The organism is uncultured Negativibacillus sp. (assembly GCF_944388365.1).
Classification (GTDB): Bacteria; Bacillota; Clostridia; order Oscillospirales; family Ruminococcaceae; genus Negativibacillus.
Genome location: NZ_CALXIN010000008.1, coordinates 1 through 24,214 on the forward strand (window position 1 = coordinate 1; position 24,214 = coordinate 24,214).

The following is a 24,214-nucleotide window of genomic DNA, read 5'->3' on the forward strand; positions in this document are numbered from 1 at the left end:
TCCAACTATTACTTCCGCCAGACAGGGGCGGCCCTCTGCGGACTGGACACCAGCCAGCCCTGCCGTTGGTCGGGGGCATCGGTGGCCCACATCCTGGACAACATCGTCTACCGGGGCCACACCCTGGGGCTTCGGACCACCACCGTCTCCTACAAGAACAAGGCGGAGGTGAAGCGCCCGGAGAGTGAGCAGGCTCTGGTGGAGAACACCCACGAACCCCTCGTCTCCCAGGAGCTCTGGGAGATCGTCCGGGAGGTGCGCCGGCACAAGCGCCGGGCGCCCAAGCACATGGAGGAGCCGGGGCTGTTCTCCGGGCTGGTCTACTGCGCTGACTGCGGCGGGTATTTGGTGCTCTGCTGGACCGAGAAGATGCGGGAGGATCAGTACTACTTCCGGTGTTCCACCTATGGCAAGAAGGGGAAGGCGTTCTGCACGCCCCATCAGATCCTGGAACGGGACCTCAAGGCAATCGTGCTGGACGACCTGAAAAGGGTCACACACTTCGCCCGGAAGAAGGAGCGGCAGTTTGCCGAGTACATCCAGCAGAAGAACAGCGCCCAGCTGCGCCGGGAGATCTCCCGATTGCAAAAGGAACTGGACACTGGGAAGAAGCGGTGCGGGGAGTTGTCGGCACTGTTTAAGCGGCTCTACGAGGACAATGTGCTGGGCCGGGTGACCAACGAGCAGTTCCGAATGCTCTCTGCTGACTACAACGCCGAACAGAAGGCGCTGGAGGAAGCCATTCCCAGGATGGAGGCCAGGCTGGAAGAACTGCGGGCTTCCGCCGCCAATGTGGAGGCCTTCATTGAGAAGGCCAAGCGGTACACCGCCATAGAGGAACTGACGCCGGACCTGCTGCGGCTGTTCATCCGGCGGATCGAGATTGGGGAACGGGGGAAGAAATACTCTCGCAGCAGCGGGCAGAGCGTGCGTATCTTCTACTGGGATATCGGCGCGGTGGACAGCGGGATGCTGCCGGGTGAAACAAAGCCCGCCTTACCCGCATCCCAACTTCACCAGGCGGAGTCCAATACCGGCCAACCGAAGGATATCCCCGCATAACGGAAAAGGCGGACAGCCATGGCTGTCCGCCTCCTAGCGCCCCGGGGCCGATGGGTCAGATTTCGTACCTATCGATAAGGCCCCGACGCGGGTTCCTTTTTGTTTTAGGTTTAGGAGAATAATTTTTATGGAGAAAAAAGTAATTTACATTTTTTCTGGAATGATTTCCAGCCAGTAGCCGTCCGGGTCGCTAATGAAATAGATTCCCATCGCTTTGTTTTCGTAACAGATGCAGCCCATTGCTTTGTGTTTTTCATGTGCTGCTTCAAAATCTGTGGTGGAAAATGCGATGTGTATTTCATTATCGCCGAGGTCATAAGGATCGTGGCGATCTCTAAGCCAAGTTAATTCCAGTTGGTGTTTAGTGGAGGTATCACCAAGGTAAACTAAGATAAAGCTGCCATCCTCTGCCACTTTACGGGCAACCTCTTTCAGACCGAGTGCTTCTTGGTAAAAGGCAATGCTCTCATCTAAGTTGAGTACATTGATGTTGTTGTGTGCAAACTTAAAGTTCATGGGAATCGCCCCTCAATCATTTTTGCCGAACCGTTGTTCGGTCGGGGTGTGTTTTCTTTCTATGGTTTCATTATATACGATTCCCAGCAAAACTTCCCCCTTTTTTGATGAAAGTTCCATTACAATTTGGTAACTGTCACCAAAGGGATGGAAAAACTCTCTCCGATTTTGTACAGGGGCTGAGGAAAACACAGCGGATACATCGTTTTAACTGATGTAATCCTCGATTAACTGCACCAGCTGTTCGTAGTCGCGCACCCCAATTCCCATCTGCAGCTGACCGCGATCATAAGCCGGCAGGGTGGTCAGGTAGAGGTCGAACACCTTTTCTGGTTGTTCCTTGTCGGGCAGGTAGACCGCGAGCTTTCCCTGATATTCCCGCAGGTAGTATTGATACTGCTCGGACTGCTGTTCGGAAGGAACTTCGGCGTCGGTACGCGGCAGCGCCTCGACATTTTCGCCGGCCGGCTGTGCGGGAGTGACCGGATCACTCAGGTCGGAAAAGCTGAGCAGGAAGGCGGTGACAATACAGACCGATGCCAGGGCAGCGCAGGTGATGAGAAGATTTTTCCTCAAAGGGGACACATCCTTTCTGATGTGGAATGATAAATGGGAGAAGAAAGAAGCAGATGAGGGAAGAAAAACTTTCTTTTTTTGATTTTGTCCGCAAAAGCAGGGAATATTCAGTGCAGAGCAGGGATGAACCTGTACAAAAGTCATGGAATAAAAAAAGTTTGCTTTGGACAAATTCCTAATTTTTGCAAAGTTTTAAGATTTTTCACTTTTATTATGGTATAATAACCCTTGTGTACATATTTGCACAAATGTCGGGATGTTCAAAATGCTGCAACACACCTCATGTCCGTCGCAAACTGATCCGTCGGACAAGGCATAAAAAGCAAGAAGGAGGATGATTTATTTGGCAGAAGAAAAACGCCCGGGAGCAGTCGGACGCTTTTTTGGAGCGATCGGCCGTGCCTTTGCCATCATGATTTTCATTGGAATGATCACTGGCTCGATTGTTGTTTCCATCATGGCACTGTATGTCTTTAATTCTTTGGACGGAGCTCCGGTCGTCGACCTTTCCAACGTCGAAGTAAACCTCAATAATACATCGTATATCTATGTCACCGATCCCGAAACACAGGAACAGACCGTCGTCAAGGAGCTGTATTCCGGTCAGAACCGTGAATGGGTCAGCTATGACCAGATTCCGGATATGATCGTCAATGTCACCGTTGCTGCCGAGGACAAGCGCTTCCGGGAGCATCATGGTGTGGACTGGCTGCGTACCGTCAAGTCCACACTGGGATATTTTGGCGGTTCCAGCCGTGTCCAGGGTGGTTCCACCATCACCCAGCAGGTGATCAAAAACCTGACCGGCAACGATGAGGTCACTCCGGAACGTAAGGTGCAGGAGATCTTTACCGCGCTCAAGCTGGAAAAGAGCTACAGCAAGGAGCAGATCATGGAGACCTACCTCAATGTCGCCTTCTTCTCCAACCAGTGTTATGGAATCCAGAGTGCATCCAAGCTTTATTTTAACAAGGATGTCAGCGAATTAAACGTTGCCGAGGCAGCTACACTGATTGCCATCACCAACGCCCCGACCAAGTATAATCCTCTGCGTGAAAACCCCAATGAGAGCTATGGATGGGGCACCGGTATGGAGGAAAACAAGGAGCGCCGCGACTATATTCTGGGCGAGATGCTCGACCTGGGAATGCTCACCCAGAGCGAGTATGACCAGTGGATCAACTACGAGGTACAGCTTGCACCTCGTGAGGAAGTGGAGGCAACCTCCGACGGTATGACAGCTCTGACCGACTGGCACACCGACCAGGTTATCGAGGATGTCATCACCGATCTGCAGGACGAATATAACTACACCCGCGCTTATGCGACCAACATGGTCTACTCCGGCGGCTATCGTATTTATTCGACCATGGATCCCGATATTCAAAAATCGCTGGAACAGTCCTATGCAAATCCGGACACCTTCCCTGCGCTGAATAACTCGGAATATCCGCAGACAGCAGCCATTGTTATCGCGCCGGATGGCAGCGTCAAGGGCATGATCGGCGGCAACGAAAAGACATCCAACCGTCTGTTCAACCGTGCCACCCAGTCCCAGCGTCATCCAGGTTCTACCATGAAACCGATTTCGGCCTACCTCAACGCCATCGAGCGTGACCTGGTCACCTGGTCCACCACCTTCATTGATGAACCGCTGACCTTGACCGAAAACGGAGAAACCTTTGAATGGCCACAGAACTATTCCGAAACCTACACCCACGCTCCGATGACCGTTCAGTATGCAATCCAGCAGTCGATCAACACCGTTCCGGCACAGATCGTGAACATTCTGACTCCGCAGGTGTGCTATGATACCCTCAAGAACAAGTTCCAGGTCAGCACGCTGCATGAACTGGATGCGACCAGCCTTTCGGCGATGGCACTGGGCGGTATGACCACCGGTATGACGCTGGAGGAGCTGACAGGATGCTATCAGATCTTCGTCACCGGCGGACTGTATGTAAAACCGTACACCTACACCAAGGTAACCGATATGGAAGGCAATATCGTGCTGGAGAAGGACACCACTCAGGTGCGCGTTGTTTCGGAAGAAACCGCAACCGTATTAAACCGTCTGCTCCAGACCGTTGTTACCCAGGGTACTGGTGCACAGGCAAACCTGAAAGGTGCCACCGGCATCGTCACCGCAGGCAAGACAGGTTCTTCCACCGGTGTCAAGTATGTCAACGGTGTCCAGGTCGATATCAACAACCCTGACCTGTGGTTTATCGGCTTTACACCATACTATATCGGCGGCGTATGGATGGGTTACGATATTCAGGAAGAAATCTATTATTCGACCTATCCGACTCCAATCTTCTGGAAAAATCTGATGCTTCCAATTCACGAAGGACTGGAAGCAAAAGACTTTACCTATTCGGACAAAGTGCAGGCACTGCAGTATTGTACCGAATCGGGCGATCTTGCCACCGAAAACTGTCCATCCACCGCGACCGGATGGTACAAGGAAACCTATATTCCATCCACCTGCATTCTGCACCGCGGCGGTTCTTCCAGCTCGGCGGTACAGGAGGACGAGGATAATCCAGTAAACGAGGGCAGCGATAGCAGCAGCTCTTCGTCCGATTCCGACTCCGGTTCTTCTTCCGGCTCGGGAAGTTCGCTCAAACGGCCGGAAAGCAATTCCGGCAGAGATGAGGACAGCGGCAGCAGCTTCTGGGACAGCGTCAGTGGATTGTTTAACAGAGGATAACAGGAATAATACAGACATCAAAGGACTTCTCCAGGCGTATTTTGGCAAGGGGAGGTCCTTTGCACATTTTACGACAATCAGATACATCCTTAATCTTTTTCAAACAAACCCTGCTGTTCATTCTACCGTCACAAATACATGATACGATAAATTTTGCAGGATGTGTTTAACTTGATGCTTTTTGGGATTTAGGTAATAGCCGTGCTGCAAACGGCAAAATCATGTGGGAGGATATCGAATGTATCGAATTTTAGTGGTTGACGATGAAGAAAAAGTCAGGGTTCTGATACGAAAGTATGCGGAATTTGAGGGCTATGAGGTGGAGGAAGCGGCAGACGGCATGTCCGCCATTGAGATGTGCCGAAAGGAAAAGTTTGACCTCATTGTTCTGGATGTGATGATGCCGGAACTGGATGGTTTTTCGGCCTGCCGAGAGATCAGAAAGTTTTCTCAGATACCGGTATTGATGCTGTCGGCGCGCGGAGAGGAATATGACCGCATCCATGGCTTTGAGCTGGGCGTGGATGACTATGTCACCAAACCTTTTTCGCCCAAGGAGCTGATGCTGCGCATCCAGGCGATTATCAAGCGCAGCAATACCTCTGCCCGTCCGCAGAAGGAAATTTTGGAATTTGAAGGACTGAAGGTGGACTTTACCGGCAGACTGGTCTATATAGATGGGCAGAAGATTGCACTTTCGCCCAAGGAATATGAACTGCTGTTTTATCTGGTGCGCAACCGGGGAATTGCACTGACCAGAGAAAAGCTGATCAACGATGTTTGGGGTTACGACTTTTTCGGCGATGACCGAACGCTGGACACCCACATCAAACTGTTACGAAAGGCTTTGGGCGAGTACAGCCGCTATATCGTCACACTGCGCGGAGTGGGCTATCGCTTTGAAGCATAAATCGAGTGTTTCTTTTTAGAACAGCACGGAAAGACACAGGAGCAACGCATGGATGGGTCCCCGGCCTGATGCTGTTGCTGGTGGGAGGACTGGCGCTGCTGAGTCTTTTTCAGTTTTGTTTGATCGAATCGCTCTATCAGCAGCTGAGATCGCAGAAGATAAAATCTGTTCTGACCCAGATTTCTGCTGCGATAGAGCAAGATGGAGTGCAGGCAGTCGAATCGCTGGTTTCCTCCGAGGAGATTGAACTGCGCATCGTTGACCGCGATGGACAGGATCTGATCGAACAGAACAGCTGCGATAATTCTTTGCTGTCATATGATCAACAGCAGCTGCGCACCTTATATGAGCAGGAGAGGTTGCTTCAGGGAGCTGTGTGGGAACAGATCACCAGCTACCAGACGTTTTATCCGAAATCGACCGGAGGAAATGAGGTTACCAACTGCCGATTTTTGACCTGTGCAGATCTGGCAACGCTGGACAGCGGAGAAAAAATTCTGGTGCTGGCACGGGCGCAGCTGACGCCGTCCGACCTGACGATCCAGGTGATCCGTGAGCAGATGATAGCCTTTTTTATCACCATCCTTCTGCTGACGGCGGCAGTGCTAATTTTTCTGCGGCACCGGCGGAGAAGAAAGATTCAGTTGCTTGCAGATACTGCTGACCAACTGGCGCAGGGCGGAGAGGATCTTTCCTTCGACACCAATTTGTCTGCGGAGCTAAAACCCCTGAGCCACAGCCTCAATCGGCTGCTGGGGTATTATTCCAAGCAAAAAAAGTTCTCCAACGAGATGTTTGCAAACCTTTCGCACGATCTGCGCTCGCCGCTGAGCATGATGATTGGATATGCGGAGATGATGCGAGATCTGCCAGGGGAAGCGACGGAAGAAAATATGCAGGTGATCCTCGATGAGGCACAGCGGCTTTCGATGTTGGTCAATGATATTCTGGATCTGTCCAAACGCAATTCCACCCATCCGGAGCTGCATCTGCAGGCGTATTGTCTGACCGATCAGCTGATGTCGATTGTTGGAAACTTTCAAAAGATGACCCAGCGGCAGGGATGCAGCATCCAGCTGGAAACAGACTGCCGCGTCTGGGTGAAGGCGGATGAACTGGAAATCAGCCGCGTGATCTACAATCTGGTGAACAATGCCATTGCGCACACAGGTGAGGAGAAGGAGATTGTAGTCAAACAACTGATACGCAACCATAAAGTATGCGTACGGGTGATGGACAACGGGGAAGGAATCGATGAAGAGAGTCTGTCCAGAATCTGGGACCGCTATTATCGCAGCAATCGTGCCAAACGATGTGCTCCGTTGACAGGAAGCGGTCTGGGGTTGTGCATCGTAAAATCAATTCTGCAGCAGCACGGGGCGACCTATGGTGTGGAAAGCAAACTGGGAGAAGGAAGTGTCTTTTGGTTTGCATTGGACATCCTCGACCAGGAGCCATCTCAAACCGGACAGCCAAAACAGAATCCATCGACAAAAAACTGACGCCTTGCGGCGCCAGTTTTTTTGTGCAATAAAAAAACCTTCTGTCTGATTGCAGGACCGGAAAACCGGTCCCACAGCAAACAGAAGGTCAAAAAAAGGACGTTTGTGATCTTTTTTATCATACCATAAAGCGAGAGTGTTGTAAACATGAAAATGCAGGTGCGCCGCTTCTTATCCCAGCGCGACGTCCAGTACCATCATGATGAGGAATCCTGCCATGACGCCCAGCGTGCCGACGTTGGAATGTTCGCCCAGATGTGCTTCGGGAATCAATTCCTCGACCACGACGTACATCATCGCGCCTGCTGCAAAGGCAAGCAGCCATGGCATCATCGGTTGGATGCTGCCGGCGGCAAGTACCACCAGCACGCCGAACAGCGGCTCGACAATGCCGGAAAGTGCGCCATAGGCAAAGCTTTTGCGGCGGCTGAAGCCCTCCTGACGCAGCGGCAGAGAGATCGCAGCGCCCTCAGGGAAGTTCTGGATGCCTATTCCCAGTGCCAGCGCCATCGCAGCGGCATAGTCGCCGCGGGAGTTCTGAGCTGCCAGCGCAAAGGCAAGACCTACTGCCATACCCTCGGGAATGTTGTGCAGTGTTACCGCCAGCATCAGCATGGTGGTGCGCTTCCAGCTGGTGGAAAGTCCCTCCGCCTGCTGCATTCCAGGATGCAGATGAGGCAGCACGCTGTCCAATAGCATCAGGAAGGCGATGCCAAGGATGAATCCTCCGGCAGCAGGCAGCCATCCAGGCAGCCCCATTTGAGCAGCTTCCTCCATCGACGGAATCAGCAGGCTCCACACCGAGGCAGCTATCATCACACCTGCGGCAAATCCCAAAAAGATCCGCTGGATGTTGTCGCTGATTTTGGTCTTGAAAAAGAATACCATCGCAGCACCCAAGGAAGTCATCAAAAATGTAAAACCGGTCCCGCTTAATGCCCACGAGATCGCTTGTGTCATCAATATCATCTCCTTACCAGCATTATATGGTTAGTGAATGCTAATCTGTTACTGGTACTATACTGTATTTGTATAAAAAAGTCAATCCCCATGGCAGGAAAGAAGAATGTTGGAAAATCCCTCTGTGCATTTTGCTCAATTTCAACAAGAGAACCCTTTTCTTTTTGTCGTTTGGGCAATTTTTTAATACAGGTTTTAAAAAAACTGGAAGGAAACGAGCAACCATGGTAAACTATGATTGGGGACGTGTGTTTTTCACACGGTTTATATGCGTATCGGTGCAGAAAAACGGGAAAAACGGACAACCTTTTTCTGTACTTTCACCTTGAGAAAGGAGGCTGTGAAGCATTGTTCAGCGCACAGCAATATGTAAAGGCAACCTCGCTCCAGCAGGCACTGGAGCTCAATCAGAAGCGTTCCAGCGCCATCCTCGGCGGCGGATGCTGGATGCGCCTTGGAAAGAAAAACTATGCCACCCTCATCGACCTGTCCGGTCTGGGATTGGACACCATTGAGGAAACACCGGAGGAGATTGTTCTGGGAGCAATGGTGACACTGCGCCAGCTGGAGACCTCGCCGGTGCTGGCAGCGGCATTTGGTCCGCTGTTTGCAAGAATGACCGAACACATCGTCGGCGTACAGTTCCGCAACTGCGCGACCTTGGGCGGCAGTGTGGTGTCCCGCTTTGGTTTTTCGGACATCATCACCGGACTGCTCGCACTCGACTGCGAGGTTGAGCTGGTGCAGAAGGGCAGGGTAAGCCTTGCCGACTATGTGCAGATGCCGTATGACCGCGACGTTCTGGCACGGGTCATCCTCAAAAAGAATGGCCGCCGCGCCTGGTATGAGAGCTTCCGCAACACCGAAACCGACCTGCCGGTGCTCAACTGTGCAGTGTCCTGCCTGAATGGCAGCGCCCGCGTTGTTGTCGGCGCACGTCCGGCAAGAGCGGTGATGCAGGAGTTTGGACAGATGCCGTCCGAACAGCGGCTGCAGGAGATGCTTGACAAAACAGAGTTTGGAAGCAACATGCGCGCCGGCGCAGAATATCGCAGACAGCTTGCCGGTGTGCTCTGCCGCCGTGCAATCGAGCAGGTAAAGGGGGATGCTGAATGCAGATAACAGTAACACTCAACGGCCGGCGCTGCACCGACGAGGTCGCGCCGGATATGACGCTTTATTCCTATCTCCGCCAGAAGGGCTGCTATTCGGTCAAGTGCGGATGCGAGACCTCCTCGTGCGGACTTTGTACCGTCCACTTCGACGGCAAACCGGTGCTGTCGTGCAGTATGCTGGCAGTGCGTGCCGACGGTCACAGCGTGACCACGCTGGAAGGCGTCGAGCAGGAAGCGCTGGAATTTGGAAAGTTTCTGGCCGACGAGGGCGGCGAACAGTGCGGTTTTTGCAGCCCGGGCTTTATTATGAACGTGCTGGCGATGGTAAAAGAGCTGCCAGATCCGACCGACGAGCAGATCAAACACTATCTTGCAGGCAACCTCTGCCGCTGCACCGGCTACCAGAGCCATCTGCGCGCCATCAAAAAATATCTTGCCGCAAAACAGAAGGAGGCTGTCAGATGAGTTACGTCAATGCTGCCGTAAGAAAGAAGGATGCAGTCAGCCTGGTCAGCGGCAAACCGGTCTATACCGGTGATATGGTGCCGCAGAACAGCCTGATGGTCAAAATTTTGCGCAGCCCGCACGCCCATGCGATGATCGAGGAGATCGACGTCAGCCGTGCGATGCAGGTGCCAGGCGTGGTCTGTGTGCTCACCCATCATGATGTACCGCACAGCCGTTACACTACCGCCGGACAGACCTATCCGGAGTTAAGCCCTTATGACAAACTGATCCTTGATCCGCACATCCGGTGCGCAGGTGATCCGGTGGCGATTATCGGCGCCGAGACCACCCAGGCTGCAGAAAAAGCGATGAAGCTGATCAAGGTCAAATATCAGGTGCTGCCTGCGCTGATCGACTATACGCAGGCGATCGACAACCCGATCATCGTCCATCCAGAGGACGACTTTAAGGTGCTGGTGCCGGTCATCAACGCCGAGCCAAAGCGCAACATCTGTTCCAAGGGCGGTTTCTCGTTTGGAGACGTAGAGGCAGAGTTTGCTGCCTGCGATGTGGTGCTGGAGCAGACCTACAACACCAAGGCAAACAACCAGACGATGATGGAAGCGTTTGCCACCTTCAGCTATATCGACGCCTTTGGCAAGCTGACTATCGTCAGCTCCACCCAGGTGCCGTTCCATGTGCGCCGCATCGTGGCAAATGCGCTGGAGATGCCAAAGAGCAACATCCGTGTCATCAAGCCGCGTATCGGCGGCGGCTTTGGCGCAAAACAGAGCGCGGTCAGCGAGGTATTCCCGTCGCTGGTCACCATGAAAACCGGCCGTCCGGCGTATCTGGTGTTTACCCGCGAGGAGTGTATGACCAATGGTTCTCCGCGTCACCAGATGCAGATGAAGGTCAAAATCGGTGCGACCCGCGACGGTCACATCCGCGTCATCGACCTGTATGCCATCTCCAACGCCGGTGCCTACGGCGAGCATGCGCCGACCACCATCGGACTGGTCGGACACAAGTCGCTGTCGCTGTACGGCAGCCTGAGAGCGGCGCGCTTCAGCTATGATGTCGTCTATTCCAACACCATGGGGGCAGGTGCTTACCGCGGTTACGGTGCGACTCAGGGCATCTATGCAGTGGAAAGCGCAGTCAGCGAGCTGGCGGACAAGCTGGGCATCGACCCGACCGTACTGCGCGAAAAGAACATGGTGCGCGAAGGACAGATCATGCAGGCATACTACAACGAGCCATGCAACAGCTGTGCGCTCGACCGCTGCCTCAAGACCGCCAAAGAGATGATGCACTGGGATGAAAAATTCCCTGTCCGCAAGCTGCCAAACGGCCACCTGCACGGCTTAGGTGTAGCGTTGGCAATGCAGGGAAGTGGCATCTCGGGCGTGGACATCGGTGCGGTGGAACTGCGTCTGAATGACGACGGCTTCTATACTCTGCTGGTCGGCTGTACCGATATGGGTACCGGCTGCGACACCATTTTGTCCCAGATGGCGGCAGATATCCTCGACTGTGACATCGACAATATCGCTGTCCGCGGCGTGGATACCGACCAGTCGCCATACGACACCGGCTCCTATGCTTCGGCAACCACCTATGTCACCGGCGGCGCTGTGGTCAAGGCCGCAGAAAAGCTGCGTGCAAAGATTCTGGAAACCGGTGCAGATATTCTGGGCGTCAGCCCTGAAAAAGCCGAGTTTGACGGCAAACAGGTGACCGACACCGAGACAGGCAAATCCATTAGCCTGCGGGAAATCGGCTATATCACCTGTAATGGTTCCAGACAGCTGCTGTCCTCCCATGAGTCGCACTCGTCCAAGGTTTCTCCGCCGCCGTTCATGGTCGGCATGGCAGAGGTGGACATCGACCCTGAAACCGGCAAGGTCACCCTGATGGACTACGTTGCCGTTGTTGACTGCGGAACGGTCATCAACAAAAACCTGGCGCGTGTTCAGACCGAGGGTGGTATTGCACAGGGCATCGGCATGGCTCTGTACGAGGATATTCAGTACACCGAGGATGGCCGCATGATGAACAACTCCTTCCTCCAGTACAAGATCCCGACCCGTCTGGAGATTCCACCGATCCGCGTGGAGTTTGAAAGCAGCTACGAGCCAACCGGACCGTTCGGTGCAAAATCCATCGGTGAGCTGGTCATTAACACACCATCGCCGGCGATTGCAAGCGCTATCCGCGCAGCAACCGGCATCGCCTTTACCAGCCTGCCGATCACCGCAGAGAAGATTGCTATGGGTCTTCTCCATCAGAAGGAACATGAATAAAAATAAAATCCTCCCTGCCTTTGCTGGGAGGGCATCATAAAAAAACTCCCTGTGCGGCACAAGCCGCGCAGGGAGTTTTTTGTTATGTTATTTTAAACGTCCGTTGGAACGGCGTCCCGAACGCTTTTTCGCTACAAAGTAGCCGACAGCACAGCTGATGGTCGCCGCAGAGAAGTACAGAACCAGCATGGGCCAGATGCTCATGTCATAGAAAAAGTACATCGACGGCAGAAACAGCAGCGCTGCAAACAGCGAGTAGTACAGCTGAAATCCCGATTTGAGCCCGCAGTAGATGCCGCAGCACAGGCAGGCGATAGGGAAGATCAGCAGCAACGAGGTGGACAGATAGAGATTATTGGGGAAAAGCAGACCGATAATCGGAATCGCAATATAGATGGTCAGCGTAATAAAGCAGCAGTCGATCACCGCTTTTGGGTTTTTCATAACATACATCCTTTCAATCGGTATTTCCAATCAGTATAGCATATTTTTGCAGACACTTCAACTGCATATTCCATCGTCCTGCCTCATACCATGGTGGAGAAGAACAACCCCTGAAAGATATCCGCAAGGGCGTACAGGCAGACGGAAACAGACTTTGACCGCTGCCAAAAAAGAAAGAGAGGTCATCATGATGGAATGCAATGCGATAAGGCAGGCAGTTTGCGTCAATGAAACGGTGTTTGATTCCGTGGTGGAAGTTCCGTTGGAGGCGGACATCATCCTGCCCGATTATTGTCCCGATATTGTCAAGATTTTAAAATGTTCGCTGGATTTCTGCATCAGCTCCAGTCGGGTACAGGGCCGTCAGCTGAGTCTGGAGGGAATGTGCAGCGTCCACTGTCTGTATCTGGGAGAGGACAGCGCCGGAACGCAGCTGCGTCTGCGCTGTATCGACTATAAGCTGCCTTACACCAAAACGGTGGACCTGAAAGGAGAAGCCAGGGAGGTTTTGTGCTTTGTCAGCCTGGAATCCTCCTACTGCAACTGCCGTGCCGTCAGCAAGCGGCGCATCGAGCTGCGTGCTTCGGCAAGCCACCGGCTCTGTGCAGTCAGCAGCTCCCAGCAGCAGGCAGTCACCGAGGCTGCCGAGGACACCGAAAATCCGCTGGGCGTTCAGCTGCGTCAGAAGAGCTTTGAACAAAACAGCTTTGTTTCCCAGCCAAGAGAAACCATCAGCGTCAGCGAGCAGATGGAGCTGGGAGCGGGAAAGGCGCCGGTGCGCAGCATCATCTCCTCCAACATCAGCGCAGTGATGACCGATCACAAGCTCATCTCCGGCAAGATTGTCACCAAGGGAGAGCTGCACATCAGCCTGCTGTACAGTGCAGACACTGCTGCTGATACCGTGGAACAGATGGAGTATGTGCTGCCCATCAGCGGAGTGGTGGATGCACCAGGCGCTGACGACAGCTGCATCTGTTCGGCAGGCTATGAGGTGTGCGAGTATGAACTTTCTCCCAAGTCCGATCTGGAGGGAGAAAATACTCTGCTGGAGCTGCACGCACAGGTGGTGGTCAACGCCGAAATCTGCCGCCGCAGCCAGATTTCATTGGCGGATGACTGCTATTCCACCCGCTATGAGTGCGAGGGCCACAGCCGCCCGATGGATTTTCTCAGCCTGGTCGAAGCGGTGGAGGAGCGCAATATGTACAAAGGAGAGATCCAGCTGCCAGAGGAGATCGAAACGATTCTCAGCGGCTGGGGAAAGGTGTCGGGAAGCACCGTCCGCTTTGAGGAGAAGGACGGACAGCAGCAGGCTGTGGTGCAGTTAAACCTGAACCTGTGTCTGCTGGCGACCGACCGCGATGGCAGCATCCAGTTTTACGACAAAACCGAGCCGATGGAGTGTACCTTCCCGATTCCGGCGGCACAGTCCGGCAGCAAATTGATCTTCTGTCCGCAGGCGTCGGTGGTCGGATTCGATTATAACCGCAGCTCGGACAGCTTGCAGGTGCGCTGCGAGGTGCTTTTGCGCGGATGTATCTGTCAGATGCATCGGTGCAGCGTGATGGAGGAGATCAGCGTCGATCAGGAGCATCCGGTGCGATGGGAGGACGACTGTTCGCTGACCATCTATTATGCCGATGCAGGAGAAAATCTGTGGGAGATCGCAAAGCGCTACCACACCGCCATGCAGTCGGTGATGGAGGCAAACCAACAGGTCGAGCTGAGCGACGATGCACAGGTCACCAAGCGGGAGATGCTGCTCATCCCGATTTTGTCGCGATGAGCCGGAAAAAATACAGCAGCAGAACATAAAGGAGTGAAGCAGATGGACAGCCGCAGCATCTATAAGGACATTGCGCAGCGTACCGGCGGCGATATTTATATCGGCGTTGTCGGGCCGGTGCGCACAGGTAAATCCACCTTTATCAAAAAATTCATGGAAAATCTGGTGATTCCCAACATCGAGAGCGAGTTTTTCAAGGAGCGCGCCATTGATGAGCTGCCTCAGTCGGCGGCAGGGAAAACCATTATGACCACCGAACCAAAGTTTATTCCCGAGGAAGCGGTGCGCATCTCGCTGGACAACAACGCCGAGCTCAACGTCCGCATGATCGACTGCGTCGGCTATATTGTCCCAAGTTCCCTGGGCTATGTGGAAAACGAGCAGCCGCGCATGGTGATGACGCCTTGGTTTACGGAGGAAATTCCATTCAATATGGCTGCCGAGATCGGCACTCAGAAGGTCATTCAGGAGCACAGCACCATCGGTCTGGTGGTGACCACCGACGGCTCGATCAGCGACATCCCGCGTGAGGAGTACGCCGAGGCAGAGGAGCGGGTCATCCGCGAACTGCAGGAGCTGGAAAAGCCGTTCGCAGTGCTGCTCAACTGTCAGGAGCCAGCCAGTGCCGGCGCAAGGGAACTGACCGAACAGATGCAGCAGCGCTATGGTGTACCGGTGCTGGCAGTCAACTGTCTGGATTTAAGCGAGAGCGACATCCGCAAGATTCTGTCCAGCGTGCTGATGGAGTTCCCGATTAAGGAGATCAAAGCCAACATCCCGCGATGGATTCTGTCGCTGGAACAGGGTCACTGGCTCAAGAATGCGCTTTATCAAGCCATCTGCGATGCCTGCGGAGAGATTCACCGCATCACCCATGTTTCCGAACGGCTGCAGCAGCTGGAACAGTGTGAGTACATCTCACAGGTGCAGGTCACTGGTATGGATTTGGGTCACGGCAAGGTGATGCTGTCGATCATTGTACAGCCAAATCTATTCTATGACATTCTGGGCGAGGCTACTGGCCTGGAAATCGGCGGCGAGGAAGGGCTGCTGCCTTGCTTGTGTCAGCTGGCACAGATCAAAAAGGAGTACGACAAGGTGCGCGGCGCACTGGAGGAGGTAGCGGCCACCGGCTATGGCATTGTGATGCCGTCGCTGGAAGAGCTGAGCCTGGAGGAACCGCAGATTGTCAAACAGGGCGGACGCTATGGAGTGCGCCTGAAGGCGTCGGCTCCATCCATCCACATGATGCGCGCCGACATCACCACCGAGGTCAGCCCGATCGTCGGCAGCGAAAAACAGTCCGAGGAGCTGGTGATGAGCCTGCTGCAGGAGTTCGAGGACGACCCGCAGAAGATCTGGAGCAGCAACATCTTTGGCAAGTCGCTGCATGAGCTGGTCAATGAGGGATTGCACAACAAACTTTACCGGATGCCAGCCGATGCCCGCATCCGGATGCAGGAAACCATCGAGCGAATCATCAACGAAGGCTGCAACGGACTGATCTGTATCATCCTGTAAGCGATAAAAACTGTCCTTCATATAAAGACAAATGACCTCCATTTTATCCGTATTTCTATTCTTGTTAGAATAGAAATACGGATATTTTTGTATAAAAAAACATTTTAGCCCTGCCAAAGAGGGAGAAAGTCCAAAATAAAGCGGTTTTTTATATTTTGATGCTGAAAAATTGTTTTTAAAATAAAGAAAATAATTTCATGTTAGAAAAATACGAATCGGAATAAAGCAAGTTTAATTTCATTTTGCAATCAAAAAGAGAAAGCGATACAGACAAAAATGAGAGCGAATCGAAAAATGGTGCGTTTTCACATTATGTTCATATTTTGGTGGCTCATGGAAAAAATGATAGTCTTATTATGCAAAATATGGCAAAAGCACAGCTATTTTTACACATATATTATAATTATACAAGAATAATATTGACAATTTGTTAAGCTGGTGCTATGGTATAAAGCAAATCAAGAGGATATGAATATATTCATATCGTGCAGGGAAAATGCGCTTTTGCCTGCGAAAATCGAAAAAATGAGGGAGGTTTTTTCATGGAAGGACAAAAGTATCCAAAGGCTGTGGAGCATTTGGAAAGTTGGAAGTGCGGCAATCATCTGGTGCAGGACCCGTATCTATATATGCAGAATGCGAAGGACCAACAGGTCCTGTCCTGGGTAGCGGAGGAAAATGCCTATACAGACCACTGGTTTGAGGACAAAAACCTGGGTCAGCGCATCCAGCAGCTGAAGTCCCAGCAGAAAAAACCGACTTATCACAATTTGTGTCAGGTGGGAGAAAAACTGTACGCAGTCTGCAGCGGAACCGACGGAAGCTCGGCGGCAGTGGAAGTGAAGTTCGATTTTTCCGAGCAGAAGGTACTGCTTAACCGTGAGATGATGGGCGGAACCATGAACGTCTATGGAGTATCCCCATGTCCGGCTGATCCAAAGATCGCTGCCTTTTTTGCGCTGAAGGACAAAGCTGCCAGAATGTCAGTCGTTATCCGCGACCTCGAACAAAATCAGACACTGGCAGAGCTGGACGGAACCTTCTCCTACACCTGGTCGTCGGACGGAGCATATATCTACTCCAACCAGTCCGAGCAGCGCGCGGACGGAACCACCGAGAACAGCGTTGTTCGCTGGAACCGCTGCACCGGACAGCAGGAGATTGTCTATACCTGGCCAGGCCATTCGGTATTTCTGCGGTTGGCAGCAGGACCGGAGGGAAGCATATTTGTTCATGTCTGCAAGGACTACCACGATGTAGTGATGATTTATCTGAATGCGCAGGGACAGGCTGCCCGTGTGATGCAGGAGGAAAACTCCAAGCTGGACTATCTGGGCACCATCGGAAACTGCCATTACTTTTTGACCGATTATCAGGCACCGCTGGGCAGAGTCATCGGGGTTGAGCAAAACGGCATGGAGTTTTCTCCGATGAAAGAGGTTGTTCCAGAAGGTTCCTTCCCGCTGGAAGGTGCAGGTGTCGCAGGTGACCGTCTGCTGGTGATCGAGCTTCAGGATGCTGCCTGTGCATTGCAGCTGTTTGAGAAGGACGGAACCTTTGTCCGCACTATCGAGCTGCCGGATAAGATCGGCAGTGTCGCTTTCCAGTCGGCAGCATGGGACAGCAAGGTGCGTTACCTGGAATTTCAGAGCTTTGGCTGCCCACCGTCCATCCTTCGCTACGATGTGGAGAGCGAGCAGATCACACCGGTGTACAGCGTACAGGACAAGCCCTCCGTCGAGGTGGAGGTGCAGCGCCGGTTTGTTACCGCCCGCGATGGACAGCGCATCCTTGCGTTTCTGGTTTATCCAAAGGGCAAGCAGCCCGATCAGCAGACACCAACACTGATGTACGGCTACGGCGGCTACTCCGCAAGCCAGCTGCCATGGTACAACAATCCTTTCGTCGGAATGGACATCCCTGATTGGCTGAAAAAAGGCGGACTGTATGTCCACTGCATCCTGCGCGGCGGCGAGGAGTACGGCGCCAAATGGCATGAGGCCGGCTGCGGATTGAACAAAAAGAACGTCTTTTATGATTTTATTGATATTGCAAAGGCAGTCATTGCAGATGGCTGGACAACCTCGGAACACATCGCCATCTGCGGAGGCAGCAACGGCGGACTGCTCACGACCGCGCTGTTGACCATGGAACCTTCGCTGTGGAGATGTGTCATCGCTAGCGTGCCGCACACCGATATGCTGCATTTCTGCTGCGATGACCGCGGTCCGATGTATGTCACCGAGTACGGCGATCCGAGAGAGGAAGAATTCTTCGAATACATGAAGAGCTACTCTCCGTATCACAATATTCATCAGGGAGTTGCCTATCCGTTTGTCTATGTCCAGACCGGAGAACAGGACAACAACGTGCCGCCGTATCACGGCAAAAAGTTTGCCGCTGCATTGCAGCAGGCAACTGCCGGTGAAACCGTTCTGCTGCGTGTGCTGCCGTATGGAAGCCACGACAGAGGAGCAGGCGAGTATTTTTACAAAACCTGTGCAGAGATGCACCTGTTTATCGAGTATGCACTGGGGATGACAGGGCAAGTTCAAAAGTAAGGTAGGGGGAGAAGCATGGGCAAGTACATTCTCAAACGGTTGCTGGTAGTTATACCGACACTGTTGTTTATTGTGTTTGTTGTATTTTTTATCTTAAATATCACGCCTGGCGATCCTGGAAGGATCATGCTGGGAACGACGGCCACACAGGAGCAGGTGGATATGCTCAACGAATCGCTGGGCGTCAACCGTCCGCTGCTGGTGCGCTATGTCGATTATATCTGGGATGCACTTCACGGTGACTTTGGCACCTCCTATACCTTTAACGTGCCGGTGGCCCGGGTGGTGATGCCAAAGTTGCCGACCGCGCTGCGTCTGGCAATCCTGTCAGTCTGCTGTTCGGCACTGTTGGGTATTCCGCTGGGCATCCTGTCCGCAGTCAAAAAGCACTCGCTGATAGATAACGCCTTGACCGTACTGGCACTGTTTCTGGCCTCGGTTCCAGGATTCTGGCTGGGCCTGATGCTGATGCTGTGGCTGTCGCTCTCATGGGGCCTGCTGCCAAGCAGCGGTGTCGGAACCTGGCAGCATTACATCATGCCGGTCATGACGCTGGCACTGCCCAGTGCGGCATTTATCAGCCGTCTGACCAGAACGACCATGCTCGACAGCATGAACCAGGACTACATCCGTACCGCCAAAGGAAAGGGCGCCCGCGACCGCCGCGTCATCTTTGGACATGCGCTGCGCAATGCACTGATTCCGGTCATTACCCAGCTGGGCATGAACTTTGCAGGACTTCTGGGCGGCGCAATGATCACCGAAATCGTCTTTGGTCTGCCAGGATTTGGCAACGCCATCGTCGCTGCTATCAAAGCCAAGGATGTGCCGCTGACCATGTTTGCAGTTATCTTTCTGTCCACCACCTTTATGCTGATTATGCTGGTGGTCGACCTGATCTATGCCTTTATTGATCCAAGAATCAAGGCACAGTACGAATAAAGGAGGTGTGAAGAATGTTTGGAAAAAAGAAAAAAATCGTCACCAACGTCGAGCCAAGCCAGTGGAAAGAGGTTTGGAGACTGTTCTGTAAGAACAAGGTTTCGGTGGTTGCATTGATCTTTTTGTGTATCATCCTGTTCTTTGCACTGTTTGCCGACTTCATTGTGGACTACCAAACGATCATCACACCGAATCCACAGGAAAGAATGCTGGGACCGAGTTTGCAGCACCTGTTCGGCACCGACCACATGGGCCGCGACCTGTTCGGCAGAGTGATCCACGGTGCACGCTACTCGCTGATGTTCGGCGTAGTCTGCACCTCACTGAGCTTGTTCGGAGGCTGTGTGCTGGGTGCAACCGCTGCCTACTTTGGCGGCAAGGTGGACGCATGGATCATGCGAATCATCGACGCGCTGATGTGTATTCCTTACATGCTGCTGGCACTGAGCCTGGTTGCAGCGATGGGCAGCGGCATGGAGAGCATGACCATCGCCATCGTTGTGGCAAGTGTGCCAAGCTTCACCCGTATGATTCGTTCGGTAGTGCTGACCGTAGTACGGCAGGACTACATCGAAGCGGCCCGCAGCTGTGGTGTCAAGGACCGCGACATCATCTTCCACCACGTTCTGCCCAATGCGATCGGACCTATCATCGTCAATGCGATGATGAACGTGGCAGGTTTGATCATGTCCGCAGCCGGACTGAGCTTTATCGGCATGGGCATCCAGCCGCCGACACCGGAATGGGGCAATATGCTCAGCGAGGCTACCAGCTGGATGCGGCAGAGTCCGCACATGATTATCTTCCCAGGTCTTGCCATCGTGCTGACAGCACTGTGCTTTAACCTGCTGGGAGATGGATTGACCGAAGCGTTAGACCCGCGTCAGGCGGAAAGATAAATTTATTAAGTTAAAAGGAGAGAGATCCATGAAGAAAATCATTGCTTTATTGTGTGCAATGGCGATGGCTTTTGGCATGGCAGCCTGCGGACAGGAGACCACCGGCAGCCAGCAAAGCACAGGCGAAACCACGACAGAACAGACCACCGAACAGGAGAGCGCGCAGACCACAGCGGCTGACAAGGACACACTGGTGTTCATCTCGCACATGACCAGTGAGACACTGGACCCGCTGACCACCGCTTCTTCCAGCGGCGTTGACAAGAACGCAATGCACCAGATTTTTGACTGCCTGTTGCAGTTTGACAACGACGGAAACCCAGTTCCATGTCTGGCTGAAAGCTGGGAAGACACCGACGACGGCAAAGCAGTACTGTTCCACCTGCGTCAGGATGTCACCTTCCACGACGGCACTCCATTCAATGCTGATGCTGTTGTTTATGCCTTCGACAAACAGTTCGAAAACCCACTGACCGCTTATATCACCACCTACTATACTGCCTGCGAAAAGGTAGACGATTACACCGTTAAAATCACCAAAGCAACTCCACACGTTGCACTGCTGCCGATGATGGCGGAAGGTCCGTTCATCGTTTCTCCAACCGCTTATGAGAAGGGCGCAGAGGAATTTGCAAAGAATCCTGTCGGCACCGGCGCTTACAAGTTTGAGTCCCAGGGAGCAGACCAGTACATTCATCTGGTTGCAAATGAGGATTACTTCGATGGTGCACCATACTTCAAAAAGGTCATCATCCGCACCCCTGTAGACAGCAGCACCGCGATTGTTGCACTTCAGAACAACGAGGCAGATATTGCCATCAACGTTACTCCGAACCAGCTGGCCCTTGTTGAGGAGGACCCGAACCTGACCGCAGAGGTTAACACCGGATGGTCGATCAAATACCTCAACTTCTATGCAGAGCCATTCACCAGCGATGAAAACCTGAGAAAAGCAGTTTACTATGCAATCAACCGTGAAAATGCAGCGATGTTCAACAACGAGCCTGAAACCATTCCGGCAACCACTCTTTATCCGCTGCGTGTCATGGGCGACTATGCAGACCTTCAGACCATTGACGGCTACGATGTAGCAAAGGCACAGGAATATCTGGCACAGTCCAACTACAACGGCGAAACTCTCAAGCTGTACATCAGTGCAAACGAGGCTTCGATCGCACAGTCGGTACAGGCAGACCTTCAGGCAATCGGCATCAATGTTGAAATCGTTCAGCTGGATACCAACGCCTACTATGCAAAGATCAGCGACGGCACCTGCCAGATGACCATTCTGGACTTCGGTACCGACCAGGTAAGCACCGAGGATATGCTCAACTTCTATGTATCGGACGGTTACTATGGAAATTGTGTTTACAAAACTCCAGAATATGATGCACTGATGGAGCAGATCGACAATGAGTACGATGCAGATGCCCGCCGTGAACTGGTAAAACAGGCTCTGGATATGCAGTACAGCTTCTACAACATGGTACCAATGTACGAAAGCTACTTCAACTTTGTTCATCGCTCCGATCTGACCGGTTTTAACCCAGTCAGCGGTGCAAACTATGTTTACTACCTTGGCAAAGTAACACCTGCAAACGCATAAATTAAAATTTAACGAGCCGCTTTTGAGGCCGTCAAAGGAGCGTAGAAACGTATGATGCTGATAAAAAACGGGAACCTGCATCTCCCAGACCAGCAGGTTCTGACAGGGGATGTTCTGATCCAAAATGGGAAGATCTTACAGATTGGAACCGGTCTGTCCGCACCTGGTGCGGAGATTCTGGACGCGCAGGGCAAGGATGTATTTCCAGGCTTTATCCTGCCGGTGACCTCGGTGGGACTGACCGACTATGCAAACCTGCGCCAGGGCGATTCCAATGAGACTTCCTCTCCCTGTCACCCAGGACTGCATGTGCGTTATGCGCTAGACGGCCGAGAAGTGGCACTTCAGCGCTATTGGTTGGGCGGCATCACCAGCTTTGGTGCTGCTCCAGCCGATGGGGCACTGCTGGCAGGACAGATGGGCGTCTATCATGTGGACGGAGCAACTGCCGGACAGATGTGTGTCTGTGATACGGTGGCAGTCAAGGGAAATTTTCTCTCGGATGTAAAAGCCACCTTCAAGGCAAAGGATGCTGCACCGATGACCCGCATGGGCATGGCGTCGCTGCTGCGCAAACAGCTGCGTGAAGCAAAGGAATGGATGCAGCAGGAAAATCGGGAGGACAATGAGGACTTTGCTGCACTGGAGAAGGTGCTGACAAAGGAGATTCCGCTGTTGATGAACGTACATACTGTGGCGGACATCGCCGATGTGATCGCCATTGCAAAAGAATTTGATCTTCGTCTGATTCTCAACGGCGTTTATGAGGGACATTTGGTCAAAGAGTTGATTGTAGAGTCGGGAGCCTCGGTCATTCTGGGCGACCAGTTTGATGCGGGAGCACGCATCTGGTACGGCACCGATGTGGACAGCCTGCTGTCGATGCAGCAGCAAACCAACGTCTGCATCGGCTGCTCGTCCGGCGGCGTCGGCAAGGAAAACCTGCTCTGGAACGCCTGCCGTCTGGTTCAGGAAGGATACCAGCCGGCGGATGTTCTGGACCTCATGACGGTAAAAACGGCAAAAGTTCTGGGAGTCGACCACCTCATCGGCTCGATTCGGGAAGGACTGTTTGCAGACCTGGTGATCTATCAGGGCAATCCGCTGGAAAGCTGGAGCGCCTGTGTAGATACCACAGTGGTTGCAGGAAAGATTGTTTATCGCAAGGAAGGTGGAGCTGTATGCTGATTCGCAATGCAACAATATTGGACATGACAGGTGCCGCCCCCTATACCGGCGACATTCTTATCAGGGACGGAAAGATCGCTGCCATTGGCTGTGACCTTCCGGCACAGGACCAGCAGGTTCTGGATGCAAGCGGCCTGTGGGCGCTGCCAGGATTTGTGGACGCCCACACCCATCAGGGCGGATTTGATATGATCGACCAGAACGGCATGGACTTAAACGAGATGACCGATCCGGTCACTCCGCAGGTATGCGCCATCGACGGCTGCAATCCGCTGGACAAAAACTTCCGCAGTGTGCCGGCGGCTGGAGTTACCACACTGTGCATCACTCCAGGCAGCGGCAATGTCATCTGCGGACAGGCCTTTGTGGCAAAGAGTGTCGGAAACGACATCCACAAGATGACCATTAAAAATCCCAGTGCATTAAAGATTGCGCTGGGCATGAATCCAAAGGGAGCATACGGCCCTAAAGGAAGAAAACCAATGACCCGCATGGGTATCGCTTCGGTGCTGATGGAGACCTTTGCCAAGGCAGACCAGTACCGTAAGGAAAAACAGAAGGCGCAGCTGGAAGGAACCCAGCCGCCAAAATATGACGAAAAATACGAGGCGATGCTGCCCGCACTCGAAGGGCAGATCCCGTTAAAAATTCACTGTGAGCAGTTTGATATGCTGACAGCCATCGAGCTTGCCAAAAAGTATCATTGCCGGCTGACCATCGAACACGCCTGGCTGGCAAAGGAATTTTTGGAGGAGCTTTCTGAGAGCGGCGCGGATATCAACTATGGACCGGTCGGTGTGCCGACCGGCTATGGAGAGCTGACAGGCGCCGATCTGATCGACGTGAAGCTGCTGGATGAGCGCGGCGTCAATGTGTCGATCATCTCCGATTCGCCGATCCTTTCGGAGGAAGTGCTGCTGATTCAGGCGGGCGAGGCAGTCCGCTGCGGCGTCAGCCCTGAACGTGCACTGCGCATGATTACCATCAATCCTGCAAAGGCACTGGGTGTTTCGGAACGTGTGGGAAGCCTGGAAGTGGGCAAGGACGGCGACGTTGTACTGTTCAGTGCAATGCCGACGCGGGATGTAGCGGCAAAGCTGTGCTACACCATTATCGAAGGTTCGGTGGTATACACCGCACCAGAAAGGAGCTGAAGG

Annotated in this window: 19 protein-coding genes; 15 read left to right on the forward strand and 4 right to left on the reverse strand. The window is 53.0% G+C overall.

The features are described from left to right. Nucleotides 1–1,062, forward strand: a 1,062-nt coding sequence (locus Q0L39_RS02330; RefSeq protein WP_296626724.1) for a DUF4368 domain-containing protein, incomplete at its 5' end; no start/stop codon positions are given. A 144-nt stretch (nt 1,063–1,206) separates the two neighbouring features. On the opposite strand, the gene Q0L39_RS02335 is transcribed toward Q0L39_RS02330, so the two are convergent. Continuing rightward, on the reverse strand, nt 1,207–1,578 hold the full coding sequence (locus Q0L39_RS02335; RefSeq protein ID WP_296626725.1) for a VOC family protein: 372 nt from the start codon (nt 1,576–1,578) through the stop codon (nt 1,207–1,209). A gap of 207 nt (nt 1,579–1,785) precedes the next feature. Continuing rightward, complete coding sequence (locus tag Q0L39_RS02340) at nt 1,786–2,154, reverse strand: hypothetical protein (RefSeq protein WP_296626726.1); 369 nt, start codon at nt 2,152–2,154, stop codon at nt 1,786–1,788. 343 nt (nt 2,155–2,497) lie between these two features. Here Q0L39_RS02340 and Q0L39_RS02345 point away from each other — a divergent pair, with 343 nt between their 5' ends. From Q0L39_RS02345 to Q0L39_RS02355, 3 genes are all read left to right on the forward strand, one after another. Further along, nucleotides 2,498–4,867, forward strand: coding sequence for a transglycosylase domain-containing protein (locus Q0L39_RS02345; protein ID WP_296626727.1), 2,370 nt, complete (start codon nt 2,498–2,500; stop codon nt 4,865–4,867). Nucleotides 4,868–5,105: 238 nt separating this feature from the next. Further along, a complete protein-coding gene (locus Q0L39_RS02350) occupies nt 5,106–5,777 on the forward strand; it encodes a response regulator transcription factor (RefSeq protein WP_296626728.1) in 672 nt (223 codons plus the stop codon). Between the two features lie 68 nt (nt 5,778–5,845). Then, entirely contained in the window at nt 5,846–7,279 is a 1,434-nt protein-coding gene (locus tag Q0L39_RS02355) for a HAMP domain-containing sensor histidine kinase (protein ID WP_296626729.1), read from the forward strand. Nucleotides 7,280–7,450: 171 nt separating this feature from the next. Here Q0L39_RS02355 and Q0L39_RS02360 read toward each other — a convergent pair whose 3' ends face one another. Beyond that, nucleotides 7,451–8,239, reverse strand: coding sequence for a ZIP family metal transporter (locus Q0L39_RS02360; protein ID WP_296626730.1), 789 nt, complete (start codon nt 8,237–8,239; stop codon nt 7,451–7,453). Nucleotides 8,240–8,587: 348 nt separating this feature from the next. On the opposite strand from Q0L39_RS02360, the gene Q0L39_RS02365 reads away from it, so the two are divergent. The 3 genes from Q0L39_RS02365 to Q0L39_RS02375 are packed head-to-tail and all read left to right on the forward strand — an operon-like array spanning nt 8,588 to nt 12,107. After that, on the forward strand, nt 8,588–9,361 hold the full coding sequence (locus Q0L39_RS02365; RefSeq protein WP_296626731.1) for an FAD binding domain-containing protein: 774 nt from the start codon (nt 8,588–8,590) through the stop codon (nt 9,359–9,361). After that, nucleotides 9,352–9,819 (forward strand): (2Fe-2S)-binding protein, encoded by a 468-nt coding sequence (locus tag Q0L39_RS02370; RefSeq protein ID WP_296626732.1) that lies wholly within the window; start codon nt 9,352–9,354, stop codon nt 9,817–9,819. The genes Q0L39_RS02365 and Q0L39_RS02370 overlap by 10 nt, the downstream gene beginning before the upstream one ends. Beyond that, on the forward strand, nt 9,816–12,107 hold the full coding sequence (locus Q0L39_RS02375; protein ID WP_296626733.1) for a molybdopterin cofactor-binding domain-containing protein: 2,292 nt from the start codon (nt 9,816–9,818) through the stop codon (nt 12,105–12,107). The genes Q0L39_RS02370 and Q0L39_RS02375 overlap by 4 nt, the downstream gene beginning before the upstream one ends. 87 nt (nt 12,108–12,194) lie before the next feature. Here the strand turns inward: Q0L39_RS02375 and Q0L39_RS02380 are convergent, their stop codons facing one another. Continuing rightward, on the reverse strand, nt 12,195–12,551 hold the full coding sequence (locus tag Q0L39_RS02380) for a hypothetical protein (RefSeq protein ID WP_296626734.1): 357 nt from the start codon (nt 12,549–12,551) through the stop codon (nt 12,195–12,197). Nucleotides 12,552–12,738: 187 nt separating this feature from the next. On the opposite strand from Q0L39_RS02380, the gene Q0L39_RS02385 reads away from it, so the two are divergent. The 8 genes from Q0L39_RS02385 to Q0L39_RS02420 all read left to right on the forward strand — a co-directional run bounded on the left by Q0L39_RS02385 (nt 12,739) and on the right by Q0L39_RS02420 (nt 24,211). Continuing rightward, the gene (locus Q0L39_RS02385) at nt 12,739–14,340 is read left to right on the forward strand and encodes an SPOCS domain-containing protein (protein WP_296626735.1); all 1,602 of its coding nucleotides are present in this window, start codon (nt 12,739–12,741) and stop codon (nt 14,338–14,340) included. Between the two features lie 42 nt (nt 14,341–14,382). After that, nucleotides 14,383–15,861, forward strand: a complete 1,479-nt coding sequence (gene spoIVA, locus Q0L39_RS02390) for a stage IV sporulation protein A (RefSeq protein ID WP_296626736.1) — start codon at nt 14,383–14,385, stop codon at nt 15,859–15,861. Nucleotides 15,862–16,403: 542 nt separating this feature from the next. Continuing rightward, entirely contained in the window at nt 16,404–18,422 is a 2,019-nt protein-coding gene (locus tag Q0L39_RS02395; RefSeq protein WP_296626737.1) for a prolyl oligopeptidase family serine peptidase, read from the forward strand. A gap of 15 nt (nt 18,423–18,437) precedes the next feature. Further along, complete coding sequence (locus tag Q0L39_RS02400) at nt 18,438–19,364, forward strand: ABC transporter permease (RefSeq protein WP_296626738.1); 927 nt, start codon at nt 18,438–18,440, stop codon at nt 19,362–19,364. Nucleotides 19,365–19,378: 14 nt separating this feature from the next. Beyond that, the gene (locus tag Q0L39_RS02405; protein WP_296626739.1) at nt 19,379–20,263 is read left to right on the forward strand and encodes an ABC transporter permease; all 885 of its coding nucleotides are present in this window, start codon (nt 19,379–19,381) and stop codon (nt 20,261–20,263) included. A gap of 28 nt (nt 20,264–20,291) precedes the next feature. Continuing rightward, the gene (locus Q0L39_RS02410) at nt 20,292–21,869 is read left to right on the forward strand and encodes an ABC transporter substrate-binding protein (protein WP_296626740.1); all 1,578 of its coding nucleotides are present in this window, start codon (nt 20,292–20,294) and stop codon (nt 21,867–21,869) included. A 51-nt stretch (nt 21,870–21,920) separates the two neighbouring features. Then, on the forward strand, nt 21,921–23,057 hold the full coding sequence (locus Q0L39_RS02415; RefSeq protein ID WP_296626741.1) for an amidohydrolase family protein: 1,137 nt from the start codon (nt 21,921–21,923) through the stop codon (nt 23,055–23,057). Further along, nucleotides 23,051–24,211 carry an amidohydrolase family protein gene (locus Q0L39_RS02420; RefSeq protein ID WP_296626742.1) on the forward strand — a complete coding sequence of 387 codons (1,161 nt, stop codon included), beginning with the start codon at nt 23,051–23,053 and terminating at the stop codon, nt 24,209–24,211. Before Q0L39_RS02415 ends, Q0L39_RS02420 begins: the two co-directional genes overlap by 7 nt. Nucleotides 24,212–24,214: the final 3 nt, after the last annotated feature.

Coding starts and splice junctions, on each gene's coding strand:
- Q0L39_RS02335 (WP_296626725.1), bottom strand. CDS start 1,578: ATGAACTTTAAGTTTGCACACAACAACATCAATGTACTCAACTTAGAT.
- Q0L39_RS02350 (WP_296626728.1), top strand. CDS start 5,106: ATGTATCGAATTTTAGTGGTTGACGATGAAGAAAAAGTCAGGGTTCTG.
- Q0L39_RS02355 (WP_296626729.1), top strand. CDS start 5,846: ATGCTGTTGCTGGTGGGAGGACTGGCGCTGCTGAGTCTTTTTCAGTTT.
- Q0L39_RS02360 (WP_296626730.1), bottom strand. CDS start 8,239: ATGACACAAGCGATCTCGTGGGCATTAAGCGGGACCGGTTTTACATTT.
- Q0L39_RS02370 (WP_296626732.1), top strand. CDS start 9,352: ATGCAGATAACAGTAACACTCAACGGCCGGCGCTGCACCGACGAGGTC.
- Q0L39_RS02375 (WP_296626733.1), top strand. CDS start 9,816: ATGAGTTACGTCAATGCTGCCGTAAGAAAGAAGGATGCAGTCAGCCTG.
- Q0L39_RS02380 (WP_296626734.1), bottom strand. CDS start 12,551: ATGAAAAACCCAAAAGCGGTGATCGACTGCTGCTTTATTACGCTGACC.
- Q0L39_RS02385 (WP_296626735.1), top strand. CDS start 12,739: ATGATGGAATGCAATGCGATAAGGCAGGCAGTTTGCGTCAATGAAACG.
- spoIVA (WP_296626736.1), top strand. CDS start 14,383: ATGGACAGCCGCAGCATCTATAAGGACATTGCGCAGCGTACCGGCGGC.
- Q0L39_RS02395 (WP_296626737.1), top strand. CDS start 16,404: ATGGAAGGACAAAAGTATCCAAAGGCTGTGGAGCATTTGGAAAGTTGG.
- Q0L39_RS02400 (WP_296626738.1), top strand. CDS start 18,438: ATGGGCAAGTACATTCTCAAACGGTTGCTGGTAGTTATACCGACACTG.
- Q0L39_RS02405 (WP_296626739.1), top strand. CDS start 19,379: ATGTTTGGAAAAAAGAAAAAAATCGTCACCAACGTCGAGCCAAGCCAG.
- Q0L39_RS02410 (WP_296626740.1), top strand. CDS start 20,292: ATGAAGAAAATCATTGCTTTATTGTGTGCAATGGCGATGGCTTTTGGC.
- Q0L39_RS02415 (WP_296626741.1), top strand. CDS start 21,921: ATGATGCTGATAAAAAACGGGAACCTGCATCTCCCAGACCAGCAGGTT.
- Q0L39_RS02420 (WP_296626742.1), top strand. CDS start 23,051: ATGCTGATTCGCAATGCAACAATATTGGACATGACAGGTGCCGCCCCC.